Annotated in this window: 22 protein-coding genes and 1 pseudogene; 14 read left to right on the top strand and 9 right to left on the bottom strand. The window is 55.6% G+C overall.

The window, feature by feature from the left end:
* Both AC6I8R_RS17160 and AC6I8R_RS17155 read right to left on the bottom strand, forming a co-directional pair.
* Positions 1 to 822, bottom strand: coding sequence for a manganese/iron ABC transporter ATP-binding protein (locus AC6I8R_RS17160; RefSeq protein ID WP_021186372.1), 822 nt, complete (start codon positions 820 to 822; stop codon positions 1 to 3).
* Between the two features lie 3 nt (positions 823 to 825).
* Entirely contained in the window at positions 826 to 1,719 is an 894-nt protein-coding gene (locus tag AC6I8R_RS17155; RefSeq protein ID WP_497832770.1) for a metal ABC transporter substrate-binding protein, read from the bottom strand.
* Between the two features lie 370 nt (positions 1,720 to 2,089).
* Between AC6I8R_RS17155 and AC6I8R_RS17150 the strand changes: the two genes are divergently transcribed.
* The 8 genes from AC6I8R_RS17150 to AC6I8R_RS17115 all read left to right on the top strand — a co-directional run bounded on the left by AC6I8R_RS17150 (position 2,090) and on the right by AC6I8R_RS17115 (position 8,655).
* Positions 2,090 to 2,533 (top strand): GlcG/HbpS family heme-binding protein, encoded by a 444-nt coding sequence (locus AC6I8R_RS17150; RefSeq protein WP_021186374.1) that lies wholly within the window; start codon positions 2,090 to 2,092, stop codon positions 2,531 to 2,533.
* Complete coding sequence (locus AC6I8R_RS17145; RefSeq protein ID WP_235056640.1) at positions 2,475 to 3,269, top strand: SDR family oxidoreductase; 795 nt, start codon at positions 2,475 to 2,477, stop codon at positions 3,267 to 3,269. The genes AC6I8R_RS17150 and AC6I8R_RS17145 overlap by 59 nt, the downstream gene beginning before the upstream one ends.
* Positions 3,270 to 3,289: 20 nt before the next feature.
* Positions 3,290 to 4,078 (top strand): siderophore-interacting protein, encoded by a 789-nt coding sequence (locus tag AC6I8R_RS17140; protein WP_415173747.1) that lies wholly within the window; start codon positions 3,290 to 3,292, stop codon positions 4,076 to 4,078.
* 92 nt (positions 4,079 to 4,170) lie between these two features.
* Positions 4,171 to 4,710 carry a PadR family transcriptional regulator gene (locus AC6I8R_RS17135; RefSeq protein ID WP_021186377.1) on the top strand — a complete coding sequence of 180 codons (540 nt, stop codon included), beginning with the start codon at positions 4,171 to 4,173 and terminating at the stop codon, positions 4,708 to 4,710.
* A 195-nt stretch (positions 4,711 to 4,905) separates the two neighbouring features.
* On the top strand, positions 4,906 to 6,387 hold the full coding sequence (locus tag AC6I8R_RS17130) for a UbiD family decarboxylase (RefSeq protein ID WP_021186378.1): 1,482 nt from the start codon (positions 4,906 to 4,908) through the stop codon (positions 6,385 to 6,387).
* Between the two features lie 11 nt (positions 6,388 to 6,398).
* Complete coding sequence (locus AC6I8R_RS17125; RefSeq protein ID WP_021186379.1) at positions 6,399 to 6,977, top strand: UbiX family flavin prenyltransferase; 579 nt, start codon at positions 6,399 to 6,401, stop codon at positions 6,975 to 6,977.
* Between the two features lie 10 nt (positions 6,978 to 6,987).
* Positions 6,988 to 7,710 carry a DUF554 domain-containing protein gene (locus AC6I8R_RS17120; protein ID WP_021186380.1) on the top strand — a complete coding sequence of 241 codons (723 nt, stop codon included), beginning with the start codon at positions 6,988 to 6,990 and terminating at the stop codon, positions 7,708 to 7,710.
* Between the two features lie 69 nt (positions 7,711 to 7,779).
* The gene (locus AC6I8R_RS17115; protein ID WP_021186381.1) at positions 7,780 to 8,655 is read left to right on the top strand and encodes a LysR family transcriptional regulator; all 876 of its coding nucleotides are present in this window, start codon (positions 7,780 to 7,782) and stop codon (positions 8,653 to 8,655) included.
* Positions 8,656 to 8,735: 80 nt separating this feature from the next.
* Here AC6I8R_RS17115 and AC6I8R_RS17110 read toward each other — a convergent pair whose 3' ends face one another.
* Positions 8,736 to 9,023 carry an Rdx family protein gene (locus tag AC6I8R_RS17110; RefSeq protein WP_021186382.1) on the bottom strand — a complete coding sequence of 96 codons (288 nt, stop codon included), beginning with the start codon at positions 9,021 to 9,023 and terminating at the stop codon, positions 8,736 to 8,738.
* 245 nt (positions 9,024 to 9,268) lie between these two features.
* Between AC6I8R_RS17110 and AC6I8R_RS17105 the strand changes: the two genes are divergently transcribed.
* Genes AC6I8R_RS17105 through AC6I8R_RS17085 form a run of 5 tightly spaced genes read left to right on the top strand, consistent with a single transcriptional unit; the run spans position 9,269 to position 15,335 of the window.
* Positions 9,269 to 11,665, top strand: coding sequence for a TonB-dependent receptor domain-containing protein (locus AC6I8R_RS17105; protein WP_415173748.1), 2,397 nt, complete (start codon positions 9,269 to 9,271; stop codon positions 11,663 to 11,665).
* 51 nt (positions 11,666 to 11,716) lie between these two features.
* Positions 11,717 to 12,748 (top strand): hemin-degrading factor, encoded by a 1,032-nt coding sequence (locus AC6I8R_RS17100; RefSeq protein WP_497832611.1) that lies wholly within the window; start codon positions 11,717 to 11,719, stop codon positions 12,746 to 12,748.
* Complete coding sequence (locus AC6I8R_RS17095; RefSeq protein WP_415173750.1) at positions 12,745 to 13,569, top strand: heme/hemin ABC transporter substrate-binding protein; 825 nt, start codon at positions 12,745 to 12,747, stop codon at positions 13,567 to 13,569. The genes AC6I8R_RS17100 and AC6I8R_RS17095 overlap by 4 nt, the downstream gene beginning before the upstream one ends.
* Positions 13,562 to 14,563 (top strand): FecCD family ABC transporter permease, encoded by a 1,002-nt coding sequence (locus tag AC6I8R_RS17090; protein WP_021186386.1) that lies wholly within the window; start codon positions 13,562 to 13,564, stop codon positions 14,561 to 14,563. Before AC6I8R_RS17095 ends, AC6I8R_RS17090 begins: the two co-directional genes overlap by 8 nt.
* Positions 14,556 to 15,335 carry a heme ABC transporter ATP-binding protein gene (locus AC6I8R_RS17085; RefSeq protein WP_415173751.1) on the top strand — a complete coding sequence of 260 codons (780 nt, stop codon included), beginning with the start codon at positions 14,556 to 14,558 and terminating at the stop codon, positions 15,333 to 15,335. Before AC6I8R_RS17090 ends, AC6I8R_RS17085 begins: the two co-directional genes overlap by 8 nt.
* A gap of 80 nt (positions 15,336 to 15,415) precedes the next feature.
* On the opposite strand, the gene acuI is transcribed toward AC6I8R_RS17085, so the two are convergent.
* Entirely contained in the window at positions 15,416 to 16,399 is a 984-nt protein-coding gene (gene acuI / locus AC6I8R_RS17080) for an acrylyl-CoA reductase (NADPH) (protein ID WP_021186174.1), read from the bottom strand.
* 247 nt (positions 16,400 to 16,646) lie between these two features.
* Between acuI and AC6I8R_RS17075 the strand changes: the two are divergent.
* Positions 16,647 to 17,440, top strand: a pseudogene (locus tag AC6I8R_RS17075) (Rpn family recombination-promoting nuclease/putative transposase).
* Positions 17,441 to 17,539: 99 nt separating this feature from the next.
* Here AC6I8R_RS17075 and AC6I8R_RS17070 read toward each other — a convergent pair.
* The 5 genes from AC6I8R_RS17070 to AC6I8R_RS17050 are packed head-to-tail and all read right to left on the bottom strand — an operon-like array spanning position 17,540 to position 21,979.
* A complete protein-coding gene (locus AC6I8R_RS17070) occupies positions 17,540 to 18,850 on the bottom strand; it encodes an NAD(P)/FAD-dependent oxidoreductase (RefSeq protein WP_497832610.1) in 1,311 nt (436 codons plus the stop codon).
* A gap of 17 nt (positions 18,851 to 18,867) precedes the next feature.
* The gene (locus AC6I8R_RS17065; protein WP_208723647.1) at positions 18,868 to 19,617 is read right to left on the bottom strand and encodes an amino acid ABC transporter ATP-binding protein; all 750 of its coding nucleotides are present in this window, start codon (positions 19,615 to 19,617) and stop codon (positions 18,868 to 18,870) included.
* Positions 19,614 to 20,423, bottom strand: coding sequence for an amino acid ABC transporter permease (locus AC6I8R_RS17060; RefSeq protein ID WP_021186178.1), 810 nt, complete (start codon positions 20,421 to 20,423; stop codon positions 19,614 to 19,616). Before AC6I8R_RS17060 ends, AC6I8R_RS17065 begins: the two co-directional genes overlap by 4 nt.
* Positions 20,424 to 20,426: 3 nt before the next feature.
* A complete protein-coding gene (locus AC6I8R_RS17055; RefSeq protein WP_021186179.1) occupies positions 20,427 to 21,137 on the bottom strand; it encodes an amino acid ABC transporter permease in 711 nt (236 codons plus the stop codon).
* Between the two features lie 17 nt (positions 21,138 to 21,154).
* Entirely contained in the window at positions 21,155 to 21,979 is an 825-nt protein-coding gene (locus AC6I8R_RS17050; RefSeq protein WP_021186180.1) for a transporter substrate-binding domain-containing protein, read from the bottom strand.
* Positions 21,980 to 22,136 lie beyond the last annotated feature (157 nt).

Below are 22,136 nucleotides of genomic sequence, written 5' to 3'. Positions count from 1 at the left end.
TCAGGCCCTCTCGCTGCCTGGCGGCAGATGTGACACAAACGGCCGTTCATCATCGGTGATGATGCGGTCTTCCGAGCCGTTCAGCACCACATGGCGCAGCACCCCGCTAAAGGCACGTTCGAGATTTTCCGCCGTGAAGGTGGTGGCAGTTGGGCCGCTAGCCAGTACCGTGCCTTTCACCATCACCGTGTAGTCACAGAATTCGGTAACGGAACCGAGGTTATGGGTCGATACCAGCATGGTTTTGCCCTCGTCTCGCAGCTCACCCAGCAGGCTGATGATCTTCGCCTCCGTCTGCACATCCACCCCGGTGAAAGGTTCATCCAGTAGGATGACCTCTCCCTGCTGGGCTATCGCGCGTGCCAGAAACACGCGTTTTTTCTGCCCACCGGACAGCTCGCCAATCTGGCGTTGGCGAAAGGCCAGCATATCAACCCGTTCCAGAGCGGCATTGACGATGGCGTGATCGTGCTCTTTGGCGATACGCAGCATCCCCATATGGCCATAACGCCCCATCATCACCACGTCTTCGACCAGCACCGGAAAGGACCAGTCAACCTCTTCGGCCTGGGGCACGTAGGCGACCAGATTGCGCCGCAGCGCCTGGCGCGTGGGCATGCCGAGAATGCGGATTTCTCCCTGTGCCAGGCGCACAAAGCCCATCACCGCCTTGAACAGCGTTGATTTGCCGGAACCGTTAACCCCGACCAGGGCGGCGATCGAGCCGCCTGGTACGTTAAAATTGGCCTCACGCAGCGCCGTGTGTCCGTTACGGTAAGTGACGCTGACCCCGGAAGCGCTAATCGCTGGCAGCTTTGTCATGGATTACTCCTTCAAACCGTCTTTGATGCCCTGCACCAGGGTGCTGGTGGTGACGTTGAGCAGGTCGAGATAGGTCGGCACCGGGCCATCAGGGCCGCTCAGCGAGTCGACATACAACACGCCGCCATAATGTGCGCCGGTTTCGCGTGCCACCTGACGTGCCGCTTTATCGGATACCGTGCTTTCACTGAACACGGCGGGGATCTGATCCGCACGCACGCGGTCAATCACCCGACGTACCTGCTGTGGTGTGCCTTGCGAATCGGCATTAATCGGCCACAGATAGAGTTCTTTCAGCCCCAGATCGCGCGCCAGATAGGAAAATGCACCTTCGCTCGACACCAGCCAGCGTTTGTTTTCCGGCAGTTGTGCCACCTGCTGACGCAGTGGTTGCAGCGTATCAGTGATTTTTTGTTTGTAAGCGGCGGCGTTGCGCTGATAGATCGCCGCATTGTCTGGATCGTATTTCACCAGCGCATCGCGAATATTATCAACGTAAATCAGCGCGTTATCGGGTGACATCCAGGCGTGAGGATTCGGTTTGCCGTTGTACGGGCCTTCGGTGATGCCCATCGGTGTCACGCCCTGGGTGACGATAACCTCGGGCACATCTTTTAAGTGCTGATAAAAACGACGGAACCACAGTTCGAGGTTCATCCCGTTGGCAAGAATCAGCTGAGCACCCTGCGCGCGTTTGATATCCCCCGGCGTCGGCTGATATTCATGGATTTCTGCCCCCGGTTTGGTGATGGAACTCACCTCTGCGGCATCCCCGGCGACGTTTTTCGCCATATCGGCGATTACCGTAAAGGTGGTGATGACCTTCAGTTTTTCGCGGGCATAAGCGCCGGGGTTGAACAACGTACTCAGCAGCGCGCCGAGCACGATTCCTTTCATCATTTTCATACCGTCAGTCCCGAAGTGATTGAAAATCGATCTGATATAGCAATTGCTATACTTTATAGCAGTTGCTAATGAAATGAGAAAGGTCTGGTGTGTAAAGCTGTGTATGCGCTGGCGAAGCGGAGTAAATAAGTTGCACTTCTCCTTCTCCCGCTGGTGGGAGAAGGCCGGGATGAGGGAATCAGTCCGCACGAAATTCCGCGCGATAAATCGCGCCGCTACAGATAGCTGGATGTAGATAGCATTTTTCGGCATTGCGCTTAAGATATATCATAACTATTCTGTCCAGCGTCAGATGAGAATGAGTTTCGCTTTCATATTTGATTCATGCGCGGGCTTCTGACGCCCGACGCGAGGCAAAATAATGGAAAAAAAACCTGAATCGACCAGCGCAGTGCTGGCCCGGACCTATCACTCGATTTCGCTGGCGGCGGCACGCACCGTTATCTCGGCAGCACTGGAAACCGCTGCACAGCATGGCTGGCATATCAGCGTAGCGGTGGTGGATCGCGCCGGTGAGTTGGTCAGTCTTGACCGCAGCGATGCGGCAATTGGCATCAGCCCGAGTGTCGCGCAGGGTAAAGCGCGGACTGCCGCGTTGCTGCGCGCTCCTTCGAAAGAGTTTGAAAGCTTTATCAACAGCGGCAGCCCGAGTTTTCTTGCCACACCGGGTGTGACGCCGCTGGAAGGCGGCATTCCGCTGTGGTTGCACGGCGAGGTCATTGGCGCGGTAGGCGTGAGCGGGGCACATGGCGCGAACGATTCGCTGGTGGCTGAACTGGCGGCTGAAGCGCTGGCTGCATTCTGAGGAGCAGGGAATGGCATCATTACAGGCTAAACATTTGGTGGTGATTGGCGGCAGCTCCGGCATTGGCTGGCAGGTGGCTCAACTGGCGGCAGCGCAGGGGGCACAACTGACCCTTCTCGGTCGCAATGCCGAACGTCTGGCACAGGCGCAAGCCACGCTGACGCAGCAGGGCGCTCAGGTAGCGACGCTGGTGGTCGATGCACACGATCATGACGCACTGCGCAGTGCGTTTAAACAGCTCGATGCCTTCGATCATCTGGTTTCGATGGTCGGCGATGCGATGGGCGGTGGTTTCCTCAGCGCCGATATGGCGCTGATTGAGAAAGTGATTTACTCAAAATTCCTCACCAATGTGCTGATTGGCAAACTGGCGGCAGAAAAAGTGCGGGCAGGTGGTTCTCTGACCTTCACTGCCGGTACCGGCGGCCGCGCTCAGGATGCCTGCGCCAGTTATGTGGGTAATCAGGGCATTGTGTCGCTGGCGCAGGGCCTGGCGGTGGAGCTGGCACCCAAAGCGCGTGTCAATTGTGTCGCCCCCACCTGGACGGTGACGCCGTTCTGGCGACAGCAGGCGGCGGAGCAGGTGGAACAAACCCGGCAGCACTTTGCTGAGATCATTCCGCTGGGACGCACCGCTGAGATTGACGAACTCGCCAGCGCTTATCTGTTCTTAATACAAAACGACTTTATTACCGGACAACAAATTGCGGTGGACGGCGGCATTATGCTCGGCTGATCCTCGCAGGGAGATATGACTTGAGAAAACAGACCTCTTCGGCCAACCCACGCGCACCCCGTCGCGTACGCAATGAACTGCGTTTTCGCCACATTACCGTGGCGAGCAAAACCCGTGTCGCCGGGCAATTCTGGCGTATCGTTTTTACCGGCAGCGATCTGGCCGGTTTTAACTCGCCTTCTTATGATGACCACATCAAAGTGTTCTTCCCGGAGCCGGGTAGCGCGCTGACACTGCCGACCATGACCGACGAGGGCGTGGTGTGGCCTGCTGGCGTACGTCCGGCCGCGCGTGATTACACCCCGCTGGAATTTAACGGTGTCGATTCGCTAACCCTCGATTTCTATATCCACGATGGCGGCGTCGCCAGTAGCTGGGCCAACAACGCACAGCCGGGCGATCAACTGGCGATGGGCGGCCCGCGTGGCTCCTGTGTGGTGCCGGTCGATTATGCTTGTCAGGTTTATGTCTTTGATGAAACCGGCCTGCCTGCCATCAAACGCCGTCTGGCGGAAGTTGAGGCGCAGGAGGTGCATCTGCTGGCGTTTGTTGATGAGGCCACCGGGCGTGATTATCTGGGCGATCTCGACGGTGTGAATATTAGCTGGCTGGGCAGCGGCACCATGCAGAGCGATAACCTCGGCGCGCTGATTGCAAAGCTGGATAAGATCTCCATCCCCAGCGAGGAGTACTTTATCTGGCTGACCGGGGAAGGTGAGGCGGTGAAACTGCTGAGCGATTACTTTACCCAACGTCGCGGTGCAGATACCGATTTTGTTCGCGCTGTCGCCTACTGGCATCAGAAATAACCGACTCTTGCCCGTCCAGTTGCCGCCTGTGTTGAATTTTGCCAGGCGGCAGACTACTATCAACCTCCCTTAACCGACCCCTCAGGCAGGCAATGAAACAGCATCGCGACTCTCCCTGGCACGGCGACCACGCCCAGCGTGCATTTTGTGCAGGCGCACGCAAAAAGCGTCGGGAACGTATGCTTGATGCCAGCGATATCCGCCTGTTAATGCTGCACTTTCTCGCCCAGAGCGACGCTCACGGCTATGAGCTGATCAAATCGGTTGAAGAACTCTCTAAAGGGGAATACTCCCCCAGTCCCGGTATTATCTACCCCAACCTGACGCTGCTGGAAGAAACCGATGCCATTCGCGTGGTGGATGCGCAGGAGTCGCGTAAAGCCTACACGCTTAACGACAGTGGCCGCGCGCTGTTGGCTGAAAATCGTGAAAATGTGGATACCATTATTAGCCGCTTAACCTCGCTGGCTATTCTGGTAAATAATCGCAGCATTCCGGCAGTAGAACAGGCAATTCACAATATTAAATTCACGTTAAATCATCGTCTGGCGCAGGAAAATATTTCTGAAGATGCATTGAATATTGTGATTTCCGCACTGAATGAAGCTGCGGAAAAAATTGCAAAGAGTTGATCTAAATCATTTTTACCCCGAAATTTGTTGCAACATTGTTTTATTTAAATAAACAAATAAAAACAAACCTGTAGCATAAATATCATCCAAACCAAAAAGGTTTGGGTGGTAAATATAAACGGTAGTTTTTCCCGCAATTATTCAGCGCTACTTTCCCCTCATCGCATTCACTCTGAAGCGTTAAGGGAAAAGAATATGTCTGAAACAAAAAAACAGCCGGTGCATGATCTGCGTTCGGCTATCGCATTGCTGCAAAGTCTGAAAGGCGAATTCGTCAGTACCGATACCGAAGTTGACCCCCATGCGGAACTCTCCGGCGTATACCGCTATGTTGGTGCCGGTGGCACCTGTGAACGTCCGACGCGCAAAGGCCCGGCGATGATGTTCAACAAGGTGAAAGGTTTTCCTGATGTGCGCGTGGTGACCGGCCTGATGTCCACCCGTGAACGTGTTGGTCATCTGCTGGATTGCGCGCCGGAAAAACTTGGTTTTCTGCTGAAAGATTCGGTGCATCACGCGGTGGCACCGGTAGTGATCAGCGAGAAACCCTTGTGTCAGGAAGTGGTGCATTACGCGGAAGACCCCAATTTTGATCTGCGTACCCTGCTGCCCGCGCCAACCAATACCGAAGAGGATGCCGGTCCTTACTTCACAATGGGGATGTGCTACGCCTCCGACCCGGAAACTCACGAATCGGATATCACCATTCACCGTCTGTGCATCCAGAGCCGCGACGAACTGTCGATGTGGCTGACCCCTGGCCGCCATATTGATGCCTTCCGTGAGAAAGCTGAAAAAGCCGGCAAACCGCTGCCGATCTCCATCAGCATCGGTGTTGACCCGGCAATCGAAATCGCCGCCTGCTTTGAGCCGCCAACAACTCCACTGGGCTTTAACGAACTGAGCATTGCCGGTGCACTGCGTGGCAAACCGGTTGAACTGGCTCCCTGTGTCAGCATCAACGAGAAAGCCATTGCACACGCTGAAATCGTGATTGAAGGCGAGCTGCTGCCAAATGTGCGGGTGCGTGAAGACCAGAACACCAACACCGGCAAAGCGATGCCGGAATTCCCGGGTTATACCGGCGAAGCGAAAGCCGAGCTGCCGGTTATCAAGGTGAAAGCGGTGACGCACCGTAAACATCCGATTCTGCAAACCACCCTTGGCCCAAGCGGCGAACACGTCAGCATGGCCGGTATCCCGACCGAAGCCAGTATTCTCGATATGCTGGAACGCGCGATGCCAGGCCGTGTGCTGAACGTCAATGCGCACACCTCCGGTGGCGGCAAACTGCTGGCGGTGATCCAGTTTAAAAAATCTGCGCCAGTGGATGAAGGTCGTCAGCGTCAGGCTGCCCTGATTGCTTTTGCCGCGTTCTCAGAACTGAAACACGTCATTCTGGTGGATGACGACGTGGACGTGTTCGACACCGACGACATTCTGTGGGCCATGCAGACCCGCTTCCAGGGCGATGTCGATATCGCCACCATCGCCGGGGTGCGTTGCCATCCGCTCGACCCATCGCAGCAGCCAGGCTACAGCGCCAGCATTACCCAGCAAGGGATGACCACCAAAACCATCTTTGACTGCACCGTGCCGTGGCATATGAAAGCCCACTTTGAACGTTCGAAGTTCAAAGAGGTAGATGTAAAACGTTTCCTTCCCGATTTTGAGTAAGTGAGGTTGTAGTGAGCAGAAGGCGCATTATCGTCGGCATTAGTGGCGCATCCGGTTTTCAGTACGGCATGAAGGCGCTGCAACTGCTGCGCGATCAGGATATTGAGGTGCATCTGGTGGTGACCAAAGGTGCAGAGGTGACGCGTTCCATGGAAACCACCTGGCAGCGGCAGGAGATTACCGATTTGGCGGATGAGGTGCACAGCATCAGCAATCTCGGTGCCTCGATCTCCAGCGGCTCGTTTAAGACCCTCGGCATGCTGATTGCGCCCTGCTCAATGAATTCGCTGGCGTCCATCGCACATGGGCTGACCGGCAATCTGCTGACCCGTGCAGCAGATGTGATCCTGAAAGAGCGGCGTCGGCTGGTGCTGATGGTACGTGAGACGCCGCTCAATCTGGTGCACATCCGCAATATGGCGGCAGTGACGGAAATGGGCGGGATCGTTTATCCGCCAGTTCCGGCCTTTTACCAGAAGCCACAATCCGTGGATGAAATGGTGCATCACAGCGTATCGCGTGCCCTCGACCTGTTTGATCTCGACGTCGGCAACCTGAAGCGCTGGGGTGAAAAACATAATGAAGCCTAAGGAGTAAATTATGGTAGTGGGACCCTTTGTCAACGGCAGCGCCGTGCTGATTGGTGGGATGGCAGGCGCTTTTCTCGGCACCAAAGTGCCGGAACGCTTACGCGTAGCACTGCCGATGACCTTCGGCCTGTCGTCGATGGGCCTCGGGATTGTATTGATTGGTAAGATTCACAGCTTACCGGCGGTGATTCTGGCGCTGATTATCGGTGCCGCTCTCGGTGAACTGGTGTTTCTGGAGGAGAAAATTGGCCGCCTCGGTAATCTGGCAAAAGGGCTGGTTGGGCGTTTCCAGGGTGAACAAACCGAAACCGGTCTGACGGGCGCGGCCTTTACCGAGAAGTACGTGGCGATTATGGTGTTGTTCTGCGCCAGCGGTACCGGCATTATCGGGGCGATGACCGAAGGGATGACGCACGATCCCAATATCCTGTTTGTTAAATCCATTATGGATATCTTCACCGCCGCGATTTTTGCTACCTTGCTGGGTTATGCAGTAGCGGTAATTGCCGTACCGCAACTCATCATTCAGCTGGCGCTGGCGTCAGCCGCAGTACTGATTATGCCGCACACCACCGCAACCATGATGAGTGACTTTACCGCGGCGGGTGGATTTATCATGTTGGCGGCGGGTTTCCGTATCGCCGGAATTAAATCATTCCCGGTGGCGAATATGTTACCCGCGTTGGTGCTGGTGATGCCGATCAGCCATCTGTGGACGATGTTTATTCATTAAGCAGTACGACAGCCGCGGTTGGATCGGGGTTAGCCATGTCGTATCAGGCGCGAGGAGGCGCGGAGCATCATGGATCTCAAACGATTGCATTACTTTTGCACAATAGCGGAACAGGGCTCCATCAGTAAAGCCGCAAAGCTATTGAACATCGCACAACCGCCGCTGGGTAAACGTCTCCAGGAACTGGAAGAGGAAATTGGTTCGCCGCTGTTTACCCGCACCCCACGCCGTATGGTGCTGACCGAGGCCGGAACCTTTCTTTATCGTCAGGCATGCGACATCCTGAGTCGGGTCAATCAACTGAAGCGTCAGACCATCACCATTGCCACGCGTAAGCAGCGTCGGGTGAATATCGGTATCTCCTACCTGTATCTGCGCTATTTCAATACCATCCTGATGGATTACTACCGCAACCGCCCCGACTGGGATATTAACGTTATCGTGTCTGACTCCAGCCATCTGGAAGCGATGCTGCTGGATAACACCGTTGATATTGCGCTGATGCAAACCCCTGGCGATCGTCAGGCGTGGTTTGTGCGCGAGCTGGAACCGATTGATACCATTGCGGTGATCTCTTCACATTACGCGCCAATGCTGGCGGGAAAAGCGTTGCAGTTTGCCGATCTCAGCGGCATTCCGCTGATTCTGCTACACCGCATTGGTGGGGAAGGAACCTATGAAGTGCTGCGCAGTAAGCTGTTCAGTAGCCTTGAACAGGTGAACATCAGTATCAAGGTATCCGAACCCCGTCTGGTGCTGGAAATGATGGAGCAGGGGTTTGATGGCGCGGCCTTTTTACCGCGCTCGGAGTTTATCCCCAGTGCGCAGGGCAGATATATGGTGTGTCCACTGGCGGAACCCTTCGCGATTTACCATCCGGCGATTGTTGCGTTGAGCACCGCGCAGGATCGCCTGCTGTGGCCGCTGGAACATGAAGTGGCGTAGCGGCGCGATTTATCGCGCGTTTTTGGCTGCGGTGCGGTTGTAAAAGAGCGCGATAAATCGCACCGCCACGATTCGGCTCGCTAGTTTTTTTTCTTATCCACATGGCCCAGCTCCCGATCCGGGAAGCAATAATCCCGCACCCGCTGCTTTAACGCCGCCGCATCGGGGAAGCCGCCTTCCTGCTTGCGTTCCCAAATCACGTTGCCATCGATGGTGATTTCAAACACGCCTCCGGTGCCGGGTTGTAACGTCACCGAAGCTAAATCATCAGCAAAAGTATGCAGCAACTCCTGCGCCATCCACGCTGAACGCAGCAACCAGTTGCATTGCGTACAGTAATGAATATTCACCGCGGGTTTCTGTGCCATGTCATCGCTCATCTTAATTAATTGATTAGTAATAAGTTAACTATGGTTAACAAATTGTGCTGTCTAAGATACATCTTAGTGTAAATGCTATTGATAATGATTACCACTTACATTACATTCCTGACGAAATCATTTATAACATAAAAAAAGTCTGTAACTTTTTACGGTTTTATCTACAAAACCTGTGGTTTTCTGGCAGCAAGCAAGTGAGCGAATACTAACAATTAACCAGGTATTTCGCGTCTATGTCCTCATTATTTTCGGGGTTAACTCACCAGCGTCTTTTCAAAACGGCGATCTTAGCGTCAGCGATTCACGCGGCTTGTGGCTATGCAGCGACCAGCGATAATCAAGATCTGACCATTTCAGGCAAGAAAACCACCACCAATGAACCGGTGATGACCGTTACTGCACCGAAACAACCGTTGGTTGCTGGCAGCCGTAACACCATCTCAGCTGAAGAAATGCAAAAGCAGGGTGGTAATGATTTCGGTTCAATTATGCGTTATCAGCCGCTGGTTAGCGCGCCGGGCGCCGCAGGCGGTAGTAACACCGGCAAAAGCGGCTACACTGGCGACCGTGGTGGTTATACCGGTTATAACATCCGTGGCCTGGAAGATAACCGTGTCTCTATCGACGTAGACGGTATCGAACAGCCTTTTGCAACGGGGCGTAGCTCCGTAGGCCGCACAGGTTCAGGCACCTTCGGGATTGGCCGCGACTATATCGATCCTTACATGTATGGCTCAGTCGGTATTGTTTCCGGTGCGACCGATGTTTCCTACAAGAATAACGCCCTCGGTGGCTCGGTGTCCTTCCGTCCCAAATCACCGGATGATTACCTGTCGCCAACTAAGCAGACCTACTTCGGTTATCAGAGCGACTATGATTCTTCCAACCGTAGCTGGCACAATGGCATCACCGCCGCAGCAGGTGATGAAACCCTGCGTGGTATCGTGGTGATTAGCCGTCGTGACGGTCAGGAAACCCGTAACAATAGCGGCACTATCGATGCCTACCCGGCCAACTGGCACTCGGATGCCATCGCTGCCACCGGAATCTGGCAGCCGAACAGCGAGCATCAGTTCAGTGCCACGCTGGACTACTACCACAAAACCAATCACACCAACTTCGATTACTGGGGCACCGGCACCACGACCATTTATGGCCGTGCCGATCAGAGCAGCCAGACTCGTCGCTGGAGTGGCATGTTGAAAGATCTCTGGACGCCGGACAACAACCTGCTGGTAGATTCGCTTGAGAGCAGCATCTATTACCAGGAAACGCAGGCACACGATGATACTGCTGTGCCAGTCGCCGGTTCCGTTGCAGCGCACAATATCTATTCAGACTACAACACCAAAACCTATGGTTTTGAAACCAAAGGTGAAAAGAGCTGGCTGTTTAACAACTTCAGCTATGGTCTGAACGCCAGCATCGCGAAAACTGAGCGTCCATACTGGATGGACCCGGCGCAGACGTCTTACAACAATATCACTCCGCCTGAAGCCAACAGCCGTAGCTGGACTTTCGGGGCTTTTGTTGAAGACACCATGAGCTGGGATTTGAACGGCCATACCTTCTCCGTGATTCCTGGCGTGCGTTACGCTTATCAGAATACCAAGCCGCAGAACCTCTCCAGCATTTCGGGCGGGGATGCTGATGTGTCAACGGGTGCGGTATCAACGCTGTATGGCAAAAGCTTCAGTGATGGCCAGCTGCTGCCGTCAATTGCCTTCCAGTACAACCTGACGCCGAAAATGATGGCTTACCTGCAATACAAGCGCGGCGCACAGTTCCCGAACCCAAGCCAGTTGTATGGTTCATGGAACCTGACATCCAATTATGGTGGTTCAAATCAGTATGCGCTGTTGGGTAACACCGACCTGAAAACGGAAACCAGCAACAACTTTGAGTTCGGCCTGAAAGGCGAAGCGGTTGAAGGGATCACCTTCTCCGCGGCGACCTTCTACAACAGCTACAAAAACTTTATCGATTACACCCGTTACAGCCGTAGTTCGAATCCGGAAGTCTTTACTGACATCCCGAGCAACATTGGTATTGCTTACCGTGCAGAAAACCGTGACAAAGCCTATATCTACGGCGCGGAATTCGGTAGCAAGTTCAACATCGGCACATGGGTGCCAGAAGTGGATGGCCTGAGCGCGCGCCTGGCATTTGGTTATGCGCAGGGCGCGTCTAAGTCCAGCTACCTGGGTGACAAATACGTGCCGTTGGAGAGTGTGCCGCCGATGCGTCTGATTACCGGTGTGGCCTATGACGATCCGGATCAGCGCTACGGTGCAGCCGTTACCGCTACCTTTAATCATGGTAAGCGTGCAACGTATACCCAGCGTCAGACCTATACCAATACTGGCAGCGCGATTGGCACCACCAGCAATACCTACTACCAGAATATCCCTGGTTATGCGTTGGTTGACCTGACGGCTTACTACCGCGTCACCAAAAACGTCAAGATCAGTGGCGGTATCTACAACCTGACGGATCGCAAATACTGGGACTACCTCAGCAGCCGCGATCTGGAATCCACTACCAGCAAAACCGATCAGAACTACTATGATTCACAGCTTGCTGTGATGCCCGGACGCACCTTCCAGTTGGGTGTGAACGTCGATTTCTAATAAATCACTTCGCCCTGCGGCAACGCAGGGCATTTTCATGGAGCATGCGCAATGAACGAACGTTACGAACACTATCTGGCCCTGAAAGGCGAACATCCAAAAAAATACGCCCGCGATCTGGCGGCGCTGATGGGCATTGGCGAAGCGCAACTCTGTGAGGCGCGCGTCGGCCACGATGCAAAAGCGCTGAAAACCGATTTCCCGGCACTGCTGGCCGCCCTCGAAGCAGTGGGTGAAACCAAAAGCATCACCCGCAATGAATATGCGGTGCACGAGCAGGTTGGCAAATATGAAAACCTGCACCTCGGCGAACATGCCGGACTGATCCTCAACCCGCGCGCACTGGACCAGCGTCTGTTTCCTCAGCAGTGGCGTAGCGCCTTCTTCCTGCAAGAGATGACTGCGCGCGGTGAACGTCAAAGTATTCAGATTTTTGACAGGCACGGTGACGCGGTGCTGAAAATCTACACCACCGACAACACCGACATCGCTGCCTGGGATGCGCTGATAGCGCAGTTCAGCACCGCAGACCAGGCCGCACTGGAGCTGACACCAGCGAGTCACCCGCAGCACAGCACGACCGTGGATGCCAGCACCATCGAAGCCGAATGGCGTGCCATGACCGATGTGCACCAATTCTTCGGCCTGCTGAAACGCCATAACATTTCACGTCAGCAGGCATTCCGCGCGGTTGCAGACGATCTGGCATGGCAGGTCAACAATGATTCGCTGGCCCAGTTGTTGAACCAGGCGCAGCAGGACGGCAACGAAATCATGATCTTTGTCGGCAACCGTGGCTGCACCCAGATCTTCACCGGCGCGGTAGAAAAACTGATGCCGATGGATAACTGGATCAACATCTTCAACCCGGCGTTCACGCTCCATCTGCTGGCGGACCACATCAGCGAAAGTTGGGTGACGCGTAAGCAGAGCGGCGATGGTTTCGTCACCAGCCTTGAACTGTTCGCCGCTGACGGCACTCAGATCGCGCAACTTTACGGCCAGCGCAGCGAAGGTACGCCGGAGCAGGCGCGCTGGCGTGAACAGCTGGCATTGCTTACCACCCCAGGAGCTGCCGCATGAAACGTCTGACCCTGTTGTTGCTGACTGCGCTGGCACTGCCGACGCTGGCAGCGGAACGCGTGGTTTCCATTGGCGGAGATGTCACGCAAATCATCTATGCGCTGGATGCTCAGCAGGACCTGGTGGCGCGCGACAGTACCAGCCAGCAGCCTGCCCAGGCGAATAAACTGCCGAACATCGGTTATATGCGTCAGTTGAATGCGGAAGGCATTCTGGCGCTGAAACCGACGCTGGTGCTGAGTAGTGAACTGGCAAAACCATCGCTGGTGCTGCAACAGGTGGCGCAGGCGGGGGTAAAGGTGGTGGAAGTTACCGGCAAAAACAGCATTGAGGCGATCCCGGAAAAAATCGCCACCATCGGCAAAGCGCTGCATCGTGAAGAAGCGGCCAATGCCCTGACCGAGAAAGTGCAGAAACAACTGGCGCAACTGCCGAGCCAGCCACTGCCGGTGAAGGTCCTGTTTATCATGGCGCACAGCGGCATGAACACCCTGGCGGCGGGATCGCAAACCGGGGCAGATGGCGCGATTCGCAGTGCCGGTCTGGTGAATGCAATGGCGGCAGTGCCGCATTATCAGCCGCTGTCGCAGGAGGGTGTGGTGGCTGCGGCACCGGATCTGGTGGTGGTGGGTCAGGATGGCCTGCGCACCCTCGGTGGTGAGGAGAAAGTCTGGTCACTGCCTGGACTGGCGCTGACGCCTGCCGGACAGCATCACGCGTTGCTGGTGGTGGATGAGATGGCATTGCTGAGCTTTGGTCTGGACACGCCAGATGCCATCGTCAAGCTGCGTCGTGCAGCTGAAGCGGCCAAACATGACTAGCGTTGCACTGCTGCGCTGGCTGAGCCTGATGGCCGTCAGCATGGTGATATGTATGTTGATGGCCGCCAATTTTGGCGCGATGCCGCTCTCGATCCGCACCCTGTGGCATGCGCCGCTCAGCGATATGGTGTGGCAGATCTGGCTGAATATCCGTCTGCCGCGTGTATTGCTGGCGGTACTGCTTGGCATGGCGCTGGCGGTATCCGGTGCGGTGATGCAGGGGCTGTTTCGCAACCCGCTGGCCGATCCGGGATTGCTGGGTATCAGCAGCGGAGCCGGTCTGGCAGTGGCCCTGGCGATTATTGTACCGGTGGCTTTGCCACCCATTCTCGCGTTGTGGCTGCCCATGCTGGCGGCCTTTATCGGCAGCCTGGTGGTGACGTTGCTGATCTTCAGCTTTAGTCGGCTGGCACTGGGTAACCTGTCGCGTCTGCTGTTGGTGGGCATCGCCATTAACGCGTTGTGTGGCGCGGCGGTCGGGGTACTGTCGTGGATCAGCAATGATCAACAGTTGCGTCAATTGGCGCTGTGGGGCATGGGCAGCCTCAGCTCCGCGCAGTGGCCAAGCCTGACGGTATGTGCGCTGCTGATTTTACCGACGCTGATTGCCATTCAGACGCGTGCGCGCCGTCTTAACCTGCTGCAACTCGGTGAAGAAGACGCGCATTACATGGGGATCGATGTAAAACGCACCCAGCGTCAGCTGCTGGTGCTGAGCGCGTTGCTGGTGGGAACGGCCGTTTCGGTCAGCGGGATTATCGGCTTTGTCGGGCTGGTGGTGCCGCATGTGATGCGTTTCTGCCTGGGTAGCGATCATCGCTGGATGTTGCCGGGATCGGCGCTGGCAGGGGCGATCCTGTTGCTGCTGGCGGATACTCTGGCGCGCACGGTGGTGATCCCGGCAGAAATGCCGGTGGGTCTGTTAACCAGCCTGATTGGCGGCCCGTGGTTTCTTTGGCTGATCCTGCGCCAACAGAGAGGGATAAATGAGTGATCGGATGCAGGCGCGCGGTCTGCAATTTAGCCACGGCGCACGGGCGCTGATTGATAATGTTTCGGTGACTCTCGAACCGGGCAATATGGTGGCGTTAATCGGCCCAAACGGTGCCGGTAAATCTACGTTGCTGCGTCTGCTAACCGGCTTCCTTACACCGGATGCAGGGGAGTGCTGGCTGGGTGATCGCCCGCTGGCTGACTGGCCGCGTGAACCGCTGGCCCAGCGTCGAGCAGTGATGCGCCAGCAAAACACCATGACCTTCCCGATGCCAGCTGAAGATGTGGTGGGGATGGGACGCGCGCCCTGGCCGACCACGGGAGCGAAGGCGGTGATTGAGGAGGTGATGCATATCACCGGTAGCCTTGAGTTGGCACGACGTGATTATCGCTCGCTGTCCGGTGGTGAGCAGCAGCGCGTGCAGTTGGCGCGTGTGCTGGCGCAGTTGTGGCATGCGGATGGTCCGCGTGGCTGGCTGTTCCTCGATGAACCTACTTCGGCACTGGATCTGTTCTGGCAGCAGCATAGCCTGCGTCTGCTGCATCGCTTAACGCGTAATGGCCGGTTTAGCGTATGTACCGTATTGCACGATCTCAATCTGGCTTCATTGTGGTCTGATCGTATCCTGTTGTTACATCAGGGAAAACTGGTGGCAGAGGGGGCGCCGCATGAGGTGATGACCGAGCAGACACTGACGCGATGGTATCAGGCTGAGCTGGACGTGGTACGGCAAGCGGAGCATGGCAGACCGCAAATTCAGTTGCGCGCCTGAGTGACACTGCGCGATAAATCGCGCCGCTACGATTGGGTGCGGTTTGTAGCGGCGCGATTTATCGCGCGGTTTTTATCATCCTACCGACAATCGACGATCAGACGTCCACGCACTTCACCCGCCAGCAGCTGTTCTGCTCCTTCACGCGCCGCACTCAGCGGGATCACGCGGGTGAGTTTTTGTAGTTGCTCCCCATCAACCAAATCTGCCAGACGTTGCCACGCCTGCTGGCGCAGCGGCAGTGGGCACATTACGCTATCTACGCCCGCCAGAATCACGCCGCGCAGAATAAAGGGAGCGACGCTGGTAGGCAGATCCAGACCTTGCGCCATACCGCAGGCAGCGACCACGCCATCACGTTTGATGCCCGCCAGCACGTTACTGAGCGTATGACTGCCGACGCTATCGATAGCGGCGGCCCAGCGCTCTTTCGCCAGCGGTTTGCCGGGTTGACTGAGTTCATTACGATCAATGACCGACGCTGCACCGAGGGTAGTGATCAAATAGTCGCTATCGCTGGCTCGCCCGCTGGAGGCCACTACTTCATAACCGAGACGCGCCAGCAGGCTGACGGCAAAACTGCCGACGCCACCGCTGGCGCCAGTGACCAGCACCGGACCGTGCTGAGGGGTAATTCCTTGTTTTTCCAGCGCCATTACGCACAGCATCGCAGTAAACCCGGCGGTGCCGATTGCCATAGTTTGCAGCGGGCTGAGTGCGGTGGGGACTTTGACCAGCCAGTCACCGGAGACGCTGGCTTTCTGCGCCAGGCCACCCCAATATTTCTCGCCGACGCCCCAGCCGGTCAGCAGTGCGACATCATCCTGCTGCCATTGCGGGTGGCGACTGTTGATCACCCGACCAACAAAATCGATGCCTGGTACCATCGGGAACTGGCGTACGATTGGGCCTTTATTGCAGATAGCGAGGGCATCTTTGTAGTTTAGGGTGGAGTAGCTAACTTCGAGGGTGACATCCTGATCCGGTAGTTGTTTTTCTTCCAGATCTTTTAGGGTAGTGCGGTATCCCTGTTCGTCATTATCAATGACCAGTGCCTTAAACATGCAGCCTCCGGCTGGTTGAGGAAAGTGGGGTCATGGTACTCCTCAAATCAGGATGCTTCTAGTGAGCCAAATCAACTGCACTTCATTCGTTGCTACCCTGCGAAGCACCAATGACATTCCTGAATATTTCCTGAAGGCGTTCTGAATCCCTTAAATCGCTGTGATAATTTTACCTGGTGTATTTCAGTGGGTTATACCCGTTGTTAATGTCCGTGCACTTTATATCGGACTGGCAGGTGTTACGTCTATGAGTGTTATCCCGGCCCCGCATGATGCACTGTTCAAAAGGTTTCTTAGCCACCCGCCGATCGCCAGGCAGTTCCTGGAAATCCATCTTCCGTTAACCATACGTCAGCACTGCGATCTGGACACTTTGCAACTGGTTACCACTACCTTTATCGAAAGGGATCTACGCGCGTTATATTCCGATGTGCTGCTTTCGATGAAGACTGACTGTGGTGAAGGGTATATTTATGCCTTGATTGAGCACCAAAGCTCCCCAGATAAAAATATGACCCTACGCATGATGCGCTATGCCATTGCCGCCATGCAACGCCATCTTGATGAGGGGCATGCTGAATTGCCGATTGTTGTACCGATGTTGTTTTATCAGGGAAAAACCAGCCCCTATCGGTGGCCCGATTGGAGATGGCACATAAAATCATACGACTGCGCGACATGCTGGAAAATATTGACCCGATGGCAACGTTACTATCGGTGGATTACAATGATGATCTCTCTGTCGACGTGATCTTATATCTTTTGCAGCATGGGGATACGGATGACCGGGAAAAACTCGTTGAGATATTGATGCAAACCAAACCTCAACTAAAGGAACAGATTATGACGGTTGAACAACAATGGCGTCTGGAGTCTCGTCTGGAAGGACGGCAGGAAGGACGACAGGAAGGACAGCAAGAAGAGCGCCAGAGATTAACGCAAGAAATGGCACGCCGCATGCTGGCCAAAAAGATGGACCTGGAAACCATTATCGAGGTGACAGGCATCAGTGAAGACGAGTTACAACAACTGCGTGCCTGAATCACGGACTTAACGGTAGCGGCGCGATTAATCGCGCAGTTCCGTGCGCGGTGTCGGAAAAAACTGCACGATAAATCGCGTCGCTACGGGGGGGAGGCTTCAATCCCGCGCCTTATCCACCGCATCGCGGAAACGATACCAGCCGGTCACCAGCGGTAAAAACCACGGTTTGCCACCATACAACGGGATCGGTTTAAAGGTGTTGCGCTCAAACGACAGCGGGCGCGGCTCGGTGCCGAGCAGCTTTTGGGCGGCACGATAACCGAGCCAGCTCATCAGCGCGACGCCGTTACCGTTACAGCCAACGGCAAAACGCGCGTTATCCATTTCACCGGCATAAGCGGTTTTATCCCACGTCATCCCTACATATCCGCTCCAGGCATGACTGATGCGATACGGTGCCAGTTCCGGCCAGATCGCCAGCATACGTTGGCGAATACGGATCGCCGCAGTTTTATCGTCGCAATCCATAATGCCGGGACGCGATCCAAACAACAGACGTGTACCATCCGGCGATGGGCGGGTGTAGATCAGATCGCGACGGCTGTCGGTGATCATGCGGCCGCCGGGGATCAACTTCGCCATCAACTCAGGTGGCAGCGGCTCGGTGGCGATCTGATAACTCTTCACCGGCACAATACGTTTTGCCAGATTCGGCGATGCCTGGGCGTCGGTGTAACCGTTAGTCAGGAAAATCACCTGACGTGCGCGCAGCGTGCCACGCTCGGTGTAAATCACTTTGCTACCGCCCTCGGTTTCCACGCCGGTCACGCGGGCATGGGAAAACAGTTGCGCGCCCAGTTTACGCGCCAAATCGCGTAATGCCCGGTTGTATTTACCTGGATGTACGCCACCGTACTCGTCCACCAGAATGCCGCCGTGATAAAAATCGGAACCGATGATCGGTGCCTGAGTTGCGCGATCGATCTTATGCACCGTGACACCGGTAACGCGATGCAGGATATCGCCCATCTGATATAAACCAGCCAGCTGCTTTTGCGTGTGCGCGCCAAAATAGCGGCCACCGATAAACAGATCCGCGTCCAGTTGCTCCTCGCGCACCAGATCCTGAATAAAGGCAAAGGAGGCGATCGAGTCGGCGATCATGCGCTGGAACAGCTCCGGTGGGATGCCTTTGATTGCGCCACCCACCACCAGTTTCTGCCCGCTGCTGATCATCCCACCGGTACGGGTGCTGCCGCCACTGCCCAGCTCGTTAGCCTCCAGTACCACGACTTTTTTGCCATGACGAGCCAGCTCGATCGCGGCATTCAGCCCGGCAAAACCGGAGCCCACGATCGCGATCTCGGTTTCCGCCGGGAGGGGATCGCGACAGGTTTCCGGTGGTGCGGCTTCCCACCAGTACGGGGTGGTTTTGAAATCTTCAGTAAAAATTGCCTGATCAGACATGATGTCTCTCAACTCCGTTACAACACCTGGCCGAGGAACTCGCGCGTGCGCGCATCCTGCGGATCGTCAAAGAGCTGCGCCGGGGGCGCCATCTCCACAATTTTGCCTTTGTCGGTGAAGCACACCCGGTGCGATACTTCGCGTGCAAAGCGCATTTCATGTGTCACCAGCAGACAGGTCAGGCCGTCATCCACCAACTCACGAATGGTGTTCAACACCTCTTTCACCGTTTCCGGGTCCAGCGCGGCGGTGACTTCATCAAACAGGATGATTTCTGGCTGCATTGCCAGCGCGCGGGCAATGGCGACGCGCTGCTGCTGGCCGCCGGAGAGTTCGCCCGGATAGCGCCCCTCTTTTCCTTCCAGCCGCACTTTTTTCAGCAGGCGTAGCGCGCGCTCGTGTACCGCTTCACGTTGATGTTTCAGTACCTGCATCGGTGCCATCATCACGTTGTCGAGCACGGTTCGATGCGGGAACAGGTTGTATTGCTGGAACACCATTGCCACCTGGTGGCGCAGCGGGCGCATCGCTTTTTCGCTTTCAATCTCATGCACGCGGTGCTCACCAACACGGATAAAGCCGTCGTCGATCGGCAGCAGGCCATTGATACAACGTAAAATGGTGGATTTCCCTGAGCCGGAAGGCCCGATGATGCATACCGCTTCGCCTTTGGTGACTTCCAGCGAAATGCCTTTCAACACCTCGGTGTTGCCGAAAGATTTGTGAATATTGTCCAGCTCGATCAGGGACGGAGTGCGAGCGATCATATGGCATCCCCTTTGGTTTGGTTTTCCAGCCGACGTGCCAGCAGGGCAATCGGGTAGCAATAACAGAAGAACATCAGCAGCACGGTGACGTAGAAGTAGACCAGCGAGCCTTCACTTTCAGTTGCCAGCGTGGTGCGTAGCAACGTCACCACCTCCTGTACGCCGGTCACGGTTGCCAGCGCGGTGGAGATGGCCAGCAGCGCATACAGATTCATCCAGCCGGGAATGATGCGGCGCAGCGCCTGCGGCAGGATCACGATGCGATAGATTTGCCACTGACTGTAGCCAAGCGAACGTGCTGATTCCCACTGACCGCTATGTACCGAGTTCACCGCACCGCGAATCACCTCGGCGAAGTTGGCAGCAGTGGGCAGGCTCAGGCCAACAATCGCTTTAAACAGCGGCGACAGCGTAAACTGGAAGCCCAGCCATTCAACGCGGTATGGCAGCAGATACAACATCGAAAACAGCAGCACCAGCCACGGGGCGTTGCGCAGGAAGTTCATCACGGCGCGTGCCGGAATGCTTAACCAGCGGCGTTTCGCCAGCATCATCAAACCGAGAAACAGTCCGAGTACCGTCGCAATCGCCATGCTGGCAATGCCGATAAAGATGTTGAGGATAAAACCGCCGTTGAGCGGCCAACCGTGCATAGAACCGGTCAGCAGCAGCGGCAGTTTTTCCCACACCTGACGCCACTCGCCGCCACGATCGGTCACCATGCTGAACAGCAGGATCAACAGACCAATAAACAGAAAGGCGTGACGCGTCTGCTTTTTACGTTTCAGGTACAGAACATCGCTCATGGATCAGGCTCCATAACCAGGATAGGCGAGGGCGCGCTGCACCCAGCCAATCAACCACACCACCAGGCTTACCAGTACCACGTAGATCACCAGGATCAGCAGCATCACTTCCAGCGTGCGGAAGGTATCGTTGTAGATTTGCCCGGCGGCATACATCAACTCCGGGACGGTGATCACCGATGCCTGCGAGGTGGTTTTGAACAGGTTGGTCAGCACGTTGGTGAGCGGTGGCAGGCAGATGCGGGAGGCAATCGGTACCTGCACATGACGGAACAATCCCCAGCGCGTGTAACCCAGCGAGCGCGCCGCTTCCAGCGTGGCCTTCGGCACTGCATCGAAGCCGGACCGAAAGGCTTCGATGCACAACGCGCCACCGAACAGGCTGAGCGACACGGTGGCTGACATAAAGGCGCTAATCAGCGGCACCTGTAAGCCGGTCACCGGGTCCTCCGTGGTGAAACCAATCTGCGTTAGCGTGAAATAGAAGAACAACATTTGCAGCAGTGGCGGCGTGTTGCGAAACAGCTCGACGAACAGCTCGATACTGGCATCCAGCCACGCGAGACGGAACGTCAGGCAGAAGGCACCCAACAGGCCGATAACAATGGCGAACGCTGATGAGAGCGCCGCCAGTTCCAGCGTTTGCAGCACGCCCTGAAGCAGCCATTGCTGATACGTGGGGTCGAGCAGCCAGGAGAAATCGAGTCCGAACATATTTCGCTCCTGACGGCTTATTTGGCCGCAGCGCGCGCCGCTTCCGCACGTTTGGCGATATACGGCGACGGTGGCATATCAAACTCTTTTTCCCAGCCAATCAGCTTGTCTTCGCCTTCTGCTTTAACAATTGCTTTATCGACGGCGGCGCGGAAGGCATCGTCACCTTTACGCAGGCCACCGGCCATCGGCAGGTATTCATAGGGTTTCACCGCGATTTTGTAGTCGCTCCAGCCCGGCTCTTTCAGCTTGTTTTGCAGCGACATGTCATCAAACACCATCGCCACACAGCGATTGTCCTGCAACGCGCGATAGGCTTCCGGCAGCGCGGTGAAGTTCACCAGTTGCAGGCCATATTTTTCGGTCACGGTTTTATTGAAGTAAGACCCCTGGATACCGCAGATTTTCTGGCCTTTTAACTGCTCCCACTGGGTAAATTTCACCTCTTTGCGCGCCAGGATCGACGGGCCAGCGGCGGAGACGTACTCATCGGTAAAATCGATCTGTTTGGCACGATCCGGCGTGACGCCGAGGGTTGCCATGATGATGTCGATCTGCCCGGAGTTGAGGAATTGCATTCGGTTGGAAGCGTTTACCGGCACCAGCTTGATTTTGTCTGGTGAGCCGAGCAGTTCGTTGGCGATATAGCGCGCCAGGCTGATCTCGAAACCGACGGTGTTGCCGTTGTTGTCCATGTAGCCGTAAGGCGGGTAGTCATTCTTCACCCCGACCGTTAACACGCCGCGGGCCTTGATGTCGGACAGGGTGTCCGCGTGGGTGATTACCGGGGCAGCCAACAGCAACATCGAGGCAGCCAGAATACGCATGCGATGGTTTTTCATAGATATTTCCTCTGTCGGGGTGAATCTGCAGGTGTTGTAAATTTTGTTCTGTGAGCGACTTTTTTTGTTGAAACGCGTTGCTCACTTGTCAACCGAATATGAAATCTGCTAGAAAATTAGTCAACAAAAAACCATATATTGAAATCTTATGATTTAA

This window comes from Pantoea sp. X-Soil-OKNW-713, assembly GCF_059730685.1.
This window is presented reverse-complemented; position numbering and strand designations above follow the sequence as displayed.

Coding starts and splice junctions, on each gene's coding strand:
- AC6I8R_RS17160 (WP_021186372.1), bottom strand. CDS start 822: ATGACAAAGCTGCCAGCGATTAGCGCTTCCGGGGTCAGCGTCACTTAC.
- AC6I8R_RS17155 (WP_497832770.1), bottom strand. CDS start 1,719: ATGAAAGGAATCGTGCTCGGCGCGCTGCTGAGTACGTTGTTCAACCCC.
- AC6I8R_RS17150 (WP_021186374.1), top strand. CDS start 2,090: ATGGAAAAAAAACCTGAATCGACCAGCGCAGTGCTGGCCCGGACCTAT.
- AC6I8R_RS17145 (WP_235056640.1), top strand. CDS start 2,475: ATGGCGCGAACGATTCGCTGGTGGCTGAACTGGCGGCTGAAGCGCTGG.
- AC6I8R_RS17135 (WP_021186377.1), top strand. CDS start 4,171: ATGAAACAGCATCGCGACTCTCCCTGGCACGGCGACCACGCCCAGCGT.
- AC6I8R_RS17130 (WP_021186378.1), top strand. CDS start 4,906: ATGTCTGAAACAAAAAAACAGCCGGTGCATGATCTGCGTTCGGCTATC.
- AC6I8R_RS17120 (WP_021186380.1), top strand. CDS start 6,988: ATGGTAGTGGGACCCTTTGTCAACGGCAGCGCCGTGCTGATTGGTGGG.
- AC6I8R_RS17115 (WP_021186381.1), top strand. CDS start 7,780: ATGGATCTCAAACGATTGCATTACTTTTGCACAATAGCGGAACAGGGC.
- AC6I8R_RS17110 (WP_021186382.1), bottom strand. CDS start 9,023: ATGGCACAGAAACCCGCGGTGAATATTCATTACTGTACGCAATGCAAC.
- AC6I8R_RS17105 (WP_415173748.1), top strand. CDS start 9,269: ATGTCCTCATTATTTTCGGGGTTAACTCACCAGCGTCTTTTCAAAACG.
- AC6I8R_RS17100 (WP_497832611.1), top strand. CDS start 11,717: ATGAACGAACGTTACGAACACTATCTGGCCCTGAAAGGCGAACATCCA.
- AC6I8R_RS17095 (WP_415173750.1), top strand. CDS start 12,745: ATGAAACGTCTGACCCTGTTGTTGCTGACTGCGCTGGCACTGCCGACG.
- AC6I8R_RS17090 (WP_021186386.1), top strand. CDS start 13,562: ATGACTAGCGTTGCACTGCTGCGCTGGCTGAGCCTGATGGCCGTCAGC.
- AC6I8R_RS17085 (WP_415173751.1), top strand. CDS start 14,556: ATGAGTGATCGGATGCAGGCGCGCGGTCTGCAATTTAGCCACGGCGCA.
- acuI (WP_021186174.1), bottom strand. CDS start 16,399: ATGTTTAAGGCACTGGTCATTGATAATGACGAACAGGGATACCGCACT.
- AC6I8R_RS17070 (WP_497832610.1), bottom strand. CDS start 18,850: ATGTCTGATCAGGCAATTTTTACTGAAGATTTCAAAACCACCCCGTAC.
- AC6I8R_RS17065 (WP_208723647.1), bottom strand. CDS start 19,617: ATGATCGCTCGCACTCCGTCCCTGATCGAGCTGGACAATATTCACAAA.
- AC6I8R_RS17060 (WP_021186178.1), bottom strand. CDS start 20,423: ATGAGCGATGTTCTGTACCTGAAACGTAAAAAGCAGACGCGTCACGCC.
- AC6I8R_RS17055 (WP_021186179.1), bottom strand. CDS start 21,137: ATGTTCGGACTCGATTTCTCCTGGCTGCTCGACCCCACGTATCAGCAA.
- AC6I8R_RS17050 (WP_021186180.1), bottom strand. CDS start 21,979: ATGAAAAACCATCGCATGCGTATTCTGGCTGCCTCGATGTTGCTGTTG.